This is a genomic window from Pedosphaera parvula Ellin514, from assembly GCF_000172555.1.
GTDB lineage: Bacteria > Verrucomicrobiota > Verrucomicrobiia > Limisphaerales > Pedosphaeraceae > Pedosphaera.
On the sequence record NZ_ABOX02000015.1, the window covers coordinates 126,522 to 135,047 of the forward strand.

Annotated in this window: 9 protein-coding genes; 5 read left to right on the forward strand and 4 right to left on the reverse strand. The window is 52.9% G+C overall.

Features of this window, described 5'->3' with window-relative positions:
- Positions 1-304: 304 nt before the first annotated feature.
- From CFLAV_RS13975 to CFLAV_RS13985, 3 genes are all read left to right on the forward strand, one after another.
- Positions 305-1,201 carry a YHYH protein gene (locus tag CFLAV_RS13975; RefSeq protein ID WP_007415393.1) on the forward strand — a complete coding sequence of 299 codons (897 nt, stop codon included), beginning with the start codon at positions 305-307 and terminating at the stop codon, positions 1,199-1,201.
- 367 nt (positions 1,202-1,568) lie between these two features.
- Positions 1,569-1,889 carry a hypothetical protein gene (locus tag CFLAV_RS13980; protein ID WP_007415394.1) on the forward strand — a complete coding sequence of 107 codons (321 nt, stop codon included), beginning with the start codon at positions 1,569-1,571 and terminating at the stop codon, positions 1,887-1,889.
- Between the two features lie 33 nt (positions 1,890-1,922).
- A complete protein-coding gene (locus CFLAV_RS13985) occupies positions 1,923-2,474 on the forward strand; it encodes a YfbM family protein (protein ID WP_007415395.1) in 552 nt (183 codons plus the stop codon).
- Between the two features lie 5 nt (positions 2,475-2,479).
- Here the strand turns inward: CFLAV_RS13985 and CFLAV_RS13990 are convergent, their stop codons facing one another.
- Together CFLAV_RS13990 and CFLAV_RS13995 are read right to left on the reverse strand one after the other, a co-directional pair.
- Positions 2,480-2,806: a DUF6968 family protein gene (locus CFLAV_RS13990; protein ID WP_007415396.1), complete on the reverse strand. Its 327-nt coding sequence runs from the start codon at positions 2,804-2,806 to the stop codon at positions 2,480-2,482.
- A gap of 33 nt (positions 2,807-2,839) precedes the next feature.
- Positions 2,840-5,146, reverse strand: coding sequence for a glycoside hydrolase (locus tag CFLAV_RS13995; RefSeq protein WP_007415397.1), 2,307 nt, complete (start codon positions 5,144-5,146; stop codon positions 2,840-2,842).
- A 131-nt stretch (positions 5,147-5,277) separates the two neighbouring features.
- On the opposite strand from CFLAV_RS13995, the gene CFLAV_RS14000 reads away from it, so the two are divergent.
- Positions 5,278-6,774 carry a TIGR03435 family protein gene (locus CFLAV_RS14000; RefSeq protein ID WP_007415398.1) on the forward strand — a complete coding sequence of 499 codons (1,497 nt, stop codon included), beginning with the start codon at positions 5,278-5,280 and terminating at the stop codon, positions 6,772-6,774.
- Positions 6,775-7,095: 321 nt separating this feature from the next.
- Here CFLAV_RS14000 and CFLAV_RS14005 read toward each other — a convergent pair whose 3' ends face one another.
- Complete coding sequence (locus CFLAV_RS14005; RefSeq protein ID WP_007415400.1) at positions 7,096-7,605, reverse strand: DUF2199 domain-containing protein; 510 nt, start codon at positions 7,603-7,605, stop codon at positions 7,096-7,098.
- A gap of 100 nt (positions 7,606-7,705) precedes the next feature.
- On the opposite strand from CFLAV_RS14005, the gene CFLAV_RS35525 reads away from it, so the two are divergent.
- Entirely contained in the window at positions 7,706-7,846 is a 141-nt protein-coding gene (locus CFLAV_RS35525; protein WP_007415401.1) for a hypothetical protein, read from the forward strand.
- A gap of 156 nt (positions 7,847-8,002) precedes the next feature.
- On the opposite strand, the gene CFLAV_RS35530 is transcribed toward CFLAV_RS35525, so the two are convergent.
- A partial coding sequence (locus CFLAV_RS35530; protein WP_160164582.1) for a type II secretion system protein occupies positions 8,003-8,526 on the reverse strand: 524 nt, incomplete at its 5' end.

Consider the following 8,526-nt stretch of genomic DNA (forward strand, 5'->3'; position numbering starts at 1 on the left):
GCGATAAAATTTGCAAGGGATGCTGCCAGAAGGTGGAGTGTGGTCTGCTTCATTGCATGCATTGCCATGACGGCGCTCAATTTTTAGCCATGCGTCAGGAGCAGAAGGTAAATCGTGCACGCAGCAGAGTGCTGGACAGGCTGGAAACCGCCACAGCGAAAGCCGACACCTCCAACGTTTCCAAAACCAGTTCTCCCTGAGGTCAGGGTTTTACATTTAGTTTACAATTTACCCTGGTTCACCACATCAAGCCTTAACATTTGAGGTTCAGGCTTCCACCAACAAATGCATTCAGGATGATGATATGAACAGCAGAATTCTATTGGCGATGAAGTTGGGCGTGGCGTTGGTGGTGCTTTTGGAGCGTGGCCAGGTGGTCAGGGCACAAACGGTGCCTAGGAGTGCGACGAACCGGGCTTCCATCACGATCGAAGGAAACTTCCGGGTGATACGGGCGAACGGTTTGCCGGATCATGAGCCGGGGAAGTTTCCAAACCGCGGGAATCCGAATTCCATTCAGCCGCAAAGCTACGTATTCAAAGTGACGGCACATCCGCAGGTAGCGGCCAAGGTGACGCCGTTGCGGATGCAGCCGTTTGGAGTGGCGATCAACGGGGTGGTGTTCGATCCCGGCGCGGCGGAGTGGTGGAATAATGATCGGAGTTCCGGCTGGCAATACGAGCCAATCAGCGGGACGAAGAAGTTGGGAATGGATCAGAACAATGCGCATGTGCAACCGACCGGGGCTTATCATTATCATGGCTTGCCGACGGGATTGTTGAGCAAAGTGAAGGGCGCGAAGGAAAGGATGGTTTTGCTCGGGTGGGCGGCGGATGGATTTCCGATTTATGCGCCTTGGGGCTATAGCAATCCGAAGGATGCAAAGAGCACGCTCAAGCCGGTGAAGTCGAGTTTCAAGCTGAAGCCGGGGACGCGTCCGAACGGGCCGGGCGGAATTTACGATGGAACGTACGTGGCGGATTTTGAGTATGTGGCCGGCTTAGGGAATTTGGATGAGTGCAACGGACGTTTCGGCGTGACGCCGGAGTTTCCGGAGGGGATTTATCATTATTATTTAACCAGCGATTTTCCGTTTATTCCGCGCGCTTATCGAGGAACACCTGATCCGAGTTTTGCGCTGCACGGTCCACGTGGAGGTGGTCCCAATGGCGGGCCGAGGTCGCCGGGTTTTCCCAATTAAGCCGGGAGTTTCAACTGGGTGGCGAATGAAGTCGAGGTGTGCTGATAGGAGGCAGCGTGGGTATCTCATTTTGAGACAGTGACGGAGATGTTGCAGACAGACAGAGTCAAAAGAGTGGTCAAAAGGCCTATTTAAAGTCGATTTCAAGTGGAACAAGCGATGGGTTTGGCTGGCATCAGGATTGCTGCAAAAAGTTGTCGTACTTTAATCATAGGTTGGTAGCGGTAAGCGGCAGACGTTTTAGGGAATAGGTTCCCAGGTTTTACGTCTGCCGCTTTCGTTTTCGGAGGAGGTATTTTCCAGCTTTACAAGGAAAGAGTCGGAGGGATGATGTGGCGTTATGAAACGGAGTGGAAGATGTCCAAAGATGCCGAAAAGGGAAAAAGTCAGGAAAAAGTACCTATTGATAGGTAGTTGGGTGAATGGAGACGAATACGCAACGGAGTTGGAATACACTGTTTCGAAGGGGAGAAATTGTTTTCGCGTTCGTGCAGTGGACCGGTATGATGGAGAAGAAGCGGAGGTTTACGATCTGAAATGGAATAAAGAGGAGTTGACGTTTGCGGCCTATTGGAACTCGACGGGAAGGTTACTAAAATGCCGGTTGAAAGCCCTTTCGGAAAATCGGGTGGACTTTACATATACCTATACTGCACAAGAGATGTGGCATCGAAAGTTGGAGAGTTGAAGATGTGCACGATGAAACCTAGCGGGAAATTCTATGAGTATTGAGGCAGGTTATTGGCGTGTCACGCCGGAGGAGTTTAAAGGGCTGTTATCTGATCCTAAAGCTGCAGGGTCGTTCTTCGGGAATGACCTTGAAAGTTTGGATGATCCGGAAGCATTGTTGGTGGCGATTGAGGAACGTGAAGCAAGTGGCCGGCATTTGAGCGTCGGCACGGATTGGCACGCGTTGCATTTTTTGCTCACTGGGGAGGGCGACATTTGGAAAAAGATTGCTCCACCTCCTTTAGGAAATGTAGTGCAGGGCGGAAAGGAGACGCCTTGGGAGTGTACTTATGGGCATGTCCGGTCGCTCACGCCGGACGAGGTGCGAGAGGTGGCCCAGGCACTCGAGGGAATCTCAGTAGAGGAATTGCGGTCGCGCTTTAATGTGGAATCGTTCAATGCGGCGCAGATTTATCCTCATGGCAGACGCGGGGCATGGACAGTAGAGGATGTGGAATCTGTTTTTGATTTTTACCCACTTTTGGTGTTGTTCTTTCAAGAAGCAGCCAAGGCTGGGGAGATGGTGCTGCTTTCGTCGGATTGAGGGCTTCACTGCTTTTCAAACGGCTCATTCAGGTTGAATTCCTCATCCGAATCCCGAAAAAACAACTTGCCGCCACTTTTCACAAAGTCTGCCAGTTCCTCGTGGGCAAAAGAAATGGCAAGGGTCAGCGCCTGGAAAGAATCAGAACCGTTAATGTGGTAAGTCCGCTTACTGAGTGGTTGAACTGTTACTGGACAACGCCAATTCTGATTTTCCTCTGTGTAGGGCTTTCCGATTTCAATGATGATTTGGAATTTTTCTCCTGAGAGTGGGACGCCATTCAACTCACGGCGGGCTATAATATCATTGGTTGAGTTAAGCTCCGGTGCCATATGCGAGCAATCATAAGTTTGGGAGTAACAAAGTCACGGAGTATAAGTCTGAATTTTTCCGGTGGAGCGGGAGTGAACGGCGATGGTTTGTTTGGGGAGGGTTTGATTATCTACTGTGCAGTCGTGGTCGCTGAAGTTGGCGGTGATGGTGAGGTCATTGCCGAAGGTGGTTTCTTGGATGGTTTGGTCGGGGGTGAGCCACTTGAAATCGGTCATGGGTAACAATGCGATCTGCCGATGGAGGGGGGAGAAGAAGTCGTAATGATGTTTGATGGTGGTTTTGCGTTTTTCAAATTCTGAGAGATTCAAATGGTAGAGGGGTGGAACGTTGTAGAGGAGTTCGAGGAGTTCCACGGTTTTGGCGTTGTCCTGGGTTTTGAGGCTGGGAAAAGACCAATGATGGGTGGCGATCACGGAGTCGTGGAAGACGGTTTGGAACAGGGGGAGGCGGAAGCGCGGGTCGAAATAGAGGTAGCGATATTGTTCCTTTGTGGGGACGGGTTTGAAGAAGACTTGTGGCTCGTCAGGTGGATAGTAGGCACCGAGATAATAATCTGATTTTTTGTTGGTGAGATCTGGGTCGCCCCAGCCGATAACGGGAGTCATGATGCCGTGGGCGAAGTGAACAGTGGGAGCAATACCGGCGGAGCAGCCTTCTGTGCCGATGACGGCGCCGAAGGTGTCGCGTATCCAGGCGAGTCGGGCGATGCGGTTTTGCATGTCCGATTGTTGTGTAGCGGGATGGGCGGGAGAGTAGTCGTCGAAGAATTCGCCGAAGCCGTCGCAATCCATGAACCAAGAGTTGGCGTGAAAGCTGTCCATCAGTTGAGTGACACGTTTTTCGACGTAGGGGCGGGCGGCAGCGGGACTGAGGAGATAACCCTTTTTCTTGAAGCCGTGGCGTTTGGTGCCGTCGGCATTCACGATGGCGCCGGTTTGATAAATGGCGTCATCGAATTGAGCGGTTTCCCAGGTGTCCTTTTCTTTGGGGCTGTGCATGCTGTGGTAGGAGTCGTAGGTGCCGATCAGGTAGCCTGCTTTCTTTGCGGCGGCGACAGTTTCGGGTCGATTGACGAAAGCATCCCAGGCGGCGGCGCCGAGCCAGAGTCGGTCGAGGCCGGCGGCAGAGAGTTGTTGAATCATCTTGGGAGAAAGGCCGCTGCCCCAGGTTTCGGGTTTGGCGACGATGTCGGGAAAGGCGGTTACGAGCAGCGAGCAGTTCAGATGCGTGAGTTCGGCGGCGGTGAGAGTTGAGCGTTCGCGTTTTAGAAGTTCAGAAGCTGAGTTGTCCAATGTGGCGCTACGCCAGGAGGGTTCGTCATAGAAATCGCGCTTGAGCAACATTTGGTTCAGGTCTTGAGTGACGAGGGACTTGGTGTATTTGTCGGGCCATTCAACTTGGATGATATTAGTGGCTGCATTCCTCGCGGTGTTGGTGAGGAGCGACCAGATTCTTTTCGCTGGGGTGAGATTGGTGGCGGTGGAAGCGGCGATGAGTTGATGGGCAAATTGTTTCCAGGTGAGAATGTCGGAGCTGGTAATCAGGTCATCGCCCCAGAGATAGATGTGGGCTGCGCCGAGGAGTTTTTGGGTTTCAGGAGTCTTTTCGATTTTCTGTTTCAGGCTGATGAACTCGCCGCGTTGAATGAGGTATTGGCGATAGATGCGGGCGGGTTCGATGGGTGAGCCCTGGCTCCACTGGATCAGGACCGCATACTCCTTGATGGGATGATTGCGGGTGAAGTTGTGGGTGAGCTTGGCCTGAAGATGATTGCTGGTGGATTGGAAAGCGACCTGGTTATTGAACTGGTTCGTGAAAATGTAGGTGATGGTGGAATCGCCGTAATCGAGGCCGATGAAGGGCAGAGTTAAATCGGCGGTGGTGTTCAGTTCGCCGTGTTGAGTGAGGAAGGTGGACCAGTTGGTGTCGCCAATGGGCGCGTAGACGCCTTCGAACATGGGGAGGATCCAGCCTTTGGTGCGCCCGGATTCCGAGATGGTGGGGAAGGTGAATTCGCCGGGTTTCTCGGAGAGGATGTGAATGAGGAGATTAGTTTCGGTGAGTTGGGCGTCGATGGTGGTTTTGAGATCTGAGAACTGCCAGGTGGCGTTGGTCGAGGTGTGCTTCAGGTTGGTGATAGAGCCGAGGTTGGGGATGGCGAGAGAGATGGGGTATGCAGTATCGGGAGTGCGTTGGAGAGTGATTTCGAGGGTGCGGGGATCGATGTCGACAATCGAGTTGCTTTTTGAGAGCACAACACTCGAATAGACTTGAGCGTTGGTGGTCAGAGCGGTGAGCGAGAGAGCGACGAGCAGGAAGATTTTGATTATCGATTGCACAAAAGGACAGGGTCACAAAGTGGAGGGAAGGGTGCAAGGAAAAGGCGCGTCCTTGCCGGCAAGGTAGCGGCCCTGAAGAATTTTTAAAAAATAAATGCCTGATTTCGCGAGCATCGGCAATAAATAGTCAGATGACCGATGTGAGCGACATGGAATTACTGCGTGATTACGACCAGCAAGGGTCGGAAGAGGCTTTTGCCGAGTTGGTTCGGCGGCACGTTCATCTGGTTTATTCGGCTGCGTATCGCCATGTGGGGAGTGGCGCCCATGCGGAAGAAATCACGCAGGCTGTTTTTATTATCCTCGCGCGCAAAGCGGGCAAGCTGCGCCCGGGCACTATTCTTGAAGGCTGGCTCTATGAAACGACGCGGCTGACGGCGTTGAGTTTCCTGCGCGGAGAACGTCGCCGGCAATTTCGTGAACAGGAGGCCTATATGCAATCGACCGTTCAGGAATGTGCTGATGCGACGGTTTGGAATCAACTTGCGCCTCTGCTCGACGAAGCAATGGGGCGGTTGGGAAAAAAAGACCGCGAAGCGGTGGTGCTTCGGTTTTTTAAAGAGAAAAGTCTGAACGAAGTCGCTGAGGCCATGAAGGTCACTGAAGCGGCGGCACAAAGCCGGGTGCATCGCGCGATGGAAAAATTGCGAAAGCATTTCATGAAGCGGGGCGTGACTTTGGCCACCGGAAGCATTGCCGGAGCCATTGCAGCGAACTCAGTACAAGCGGCGCCCGTGGGGCTGGCAAAAGCCACGACCGCCGTGGCGGTTGCCAAAGGCGCGGCGGCTTCAGCATCCACGTTAACCCTCATCAAAGGAGCATTGAAAGTTATGGCATGGACAAAACTGAAAACAACGGCGGTTGTGGGAATCGCGGCGCTTTTGGCTGTGGGCGCGACAACCCTCGCAGTTGAGGCGATCAAGAAACCAACGGATGAATCAATCGAAAAATACTTCACAATGCTAAGCAGCCGTACTTTCGACACGGCACCACCCATGGTGCTTTTGCGACCGAGCAAGTATGCAGGTCAGGGGAGTTGGAACGTCCCAGCACGAGACATGCGGAATGGAAATCAATTGCGCCGCGGCGCGCCGTTCGCCGAGATTCTTCACAGTGCTTACGGTTTCGGGCCGGAGCAGATGGTTCTGCCCTCTGGCCTCCCGCGAGGACAATTTGATTTGCTGCTCACGGTTCCGACCAATGCAGTGGAAGAATTGCGCAAGGAAATTAAAAAACAATTTGGCGTGGTCGCGCATCCGGAAAAGCGCGTTACAGACGTGCTGATCCTGAAAAACACCAACCCGAACGCGCCCGGCCTGAAAATCAGCACGAGAGTTGACCCTGCCAGCAGTTGGCCACAACCGGGATTTTTCCAGTGCTTCGGTTTTAAAATGTCCGACCCGATCAAACCCGACCTGGTGCATGAAATCGGCCAGCAGGCCAACCTGCCGGTGATCGACGAAACTGGATTGACCAATGCGTACGATATCGATTTTCACTGGAATGCGAATCTCCAGGGGGATGCCATGAAGGCGGACATCATGCGCGAGTTGAACAAGCAGCTTGGACTGGTGTTGATTCCGGAGCGGCGGGAAGTCGAGATGTTGGTGGTGGAGAAGGTGAAGTAGGATTTTGCTGGGAGGCATGGGCCGTTTTCCAGCAACGGCTTGACGGGAATGAGCATCATTGGCAGGGTTGAATTGCCAGGTAACAACACAATGAATGCTATGAAACGGAAAATTCTTTATTCATGTCTGCTGATTACGGGCACGTTCTGGCTCGCGTATGCTTTGGGTTATCAGCATGGATACCAATGAGGTGAGTAAAAAGAGCGGCAAATGTGGGTGCCCGTCTTGTCAGGTCGGATCGTAGTTCAACATCCGAACAAAAGGGTGAGAAATATGGGGCCAGAGACCGTGACAGTCAGATAGAAAAGACTTCTGTTGCAGCTAAATCATTTGCCTTGAGATTTGCTGTGAGAGCTCATGGGCGCGGGCGAGGGAGATGCCGGAGCGTTGGTCGATGGCGAGTGGGTGATCGGTGGGTTCGAGTTCGATCGAGGGACGAGTGCCGACCGGCTGGGTGTGCACGTGTGTCTTGAGATTTAAGGTTTCGGGATAGCAGGGAAGGGAGGTGGATAGCCACCCGAAGTAAGGAGATTCGGATTCACGTCCTGAGGTGTGCCAGAGTTCGGACATTCTCTTAAAAGTCTTTTCGCTGAGCGATACCCAGATCATCCAGCGGAAAACTTCGGTTGTGTCCAGGAGCGGGATATCGAGGCAGCCAAGCACGAAGAAAGATTTGTCATCGACGATGCATTGGTCCGAACCGAGTGTCACACGCTTAGGGCGGTCTTTGGGAGCGATGTCAAAATAATGGGACGGATCGTCGAATCCAAAGCAGGTGGGAAAGCCGAGCGGCCACTCCCGGTTGTGTTCGCATTTGATGGAGTTGCGCATTTAGTTTCGAACGAGAATTTATTTTGATTGTGTGAGAGAATAGAATAGCGGGTCATTGAGGACAAAAGGAAAATGAAAGCGCAGAGATTGGAGTTTTAATATGATTGCAGCGTACGTTTCATATTTGGAAGGTGAGAAGCATGCTCATTTAGCTCTGTCGCATATTTCGGGTGAAGGCGTGATGATGGTGGTGATGGTGTGTGCGGCGATTTTGCTTTGGTCTTTTAGAAAGGGAAAGTGAAAAGGGGGGTGTTATGGGCCGCGTGCGCGGATGGGCTCGATGGGAGGAACGGAGTCACCGACGGGGTTTGAATTCGGGCGAAGCCTCATTCCACCATTAATTGATTGCTGGCGCGAAGGATTGCAGTCGTCGGTCGCGTACGCGAATGGTGACGTGTTATGGGAGGGCGAGGAGATTGGTGCTCAGACCGGTGGCGGTGATGGCTTTTGGGAGTTGTTTGGTTTTGAGTTCGAGGACGCTGGCGTCGGCGAGGGCGAGGTTGCCGCGGCTGTCATGGATTTCGGTGGTCCAGGAGACGGGTTGGTTGGCGGTAATCTGAAGGATGCCGTTTTTGGGCGGGGTGCCGGTGGAGAGGTTGCGGTCGCCAGCGAGGAAGGAGGCGGGATTTTTTCGCGAGGCGTTCAGGCCGAGGAAATAGCTGATGTGACTGTTGTTAAAACCGGTAGCGAAGTTGGTGGCGTATTTGCGGGTTGTGTCGGCCGGGCAGGCGAGGATGCTGGCCATGTGGAGTTCGTTGGAGATGATTTGGAAATAAGCGAAGGAGTTGGTGATGATGGCAAATTCGGTCTCGGTTTCGCCCGGTTCATTGGTAAAACATTGCATGGGGTAGAGTCCATTGTGGTCTTCGGACCAGAGATTGAAAGCGAGGCCGACTTGTTTGAGGCGGTGGATGCAATTGG

Excerpts from the sequence above, each read along its gene's own strand:
- CFLAV_RS13975 (WP_007415393.1), top strand. The coding sequence starts at position 305 with ATGAACAGCAGAATTCTATTGGCGATGAAGTTGGGCGTGGCGTTGGTG.
- CFLAV_RS13980 (WP_007415394.1), top strand. The coding sequence starts at position 1,569 with ATGCCGAAAAGGGAAAAAGTCAGGAAAAAGTACCTATTGATAGGTAGT.
- CFLAV_RS13985 (WP_007415395.1), top strand. The coding sequence starts at position 1,923 with ATGAGTATTGAGGCAGGTTATTGGCGTGTCACGCCGGAGGAGTTTAAA.
- CFLAV_RS13990 (WP_007415396.1), bottom strand. The coding sequence starts at position 2,806 with ATGGCACCGGAGCTTAACTCAACCAATGATATTATAGCCCGCCGTGAG.
- CFLAV_RS14000 (WP_007415398.1), top strand. The coding sequence starts at position 5,278 with ATGACCGATGTGAGCGACATGGAATTACTGCGTGATTACGACCAGCAA.
- CFLAV_RS14005 (WP_007415400.1), bottom strand. The coding sequence starts at position 7,605 with ATGCGCAACTCCATCAAATGCGAACACAACCGGGAGTGGCCGCTCGGC.
- CFLAV_RS35525 (WP_007415401.1), top strand. The coding sequence starts at position 7,706 with ATGATTGCAGCGTACGTTTCATATTTGGAAGGTGAGAAGCATGCTCAT.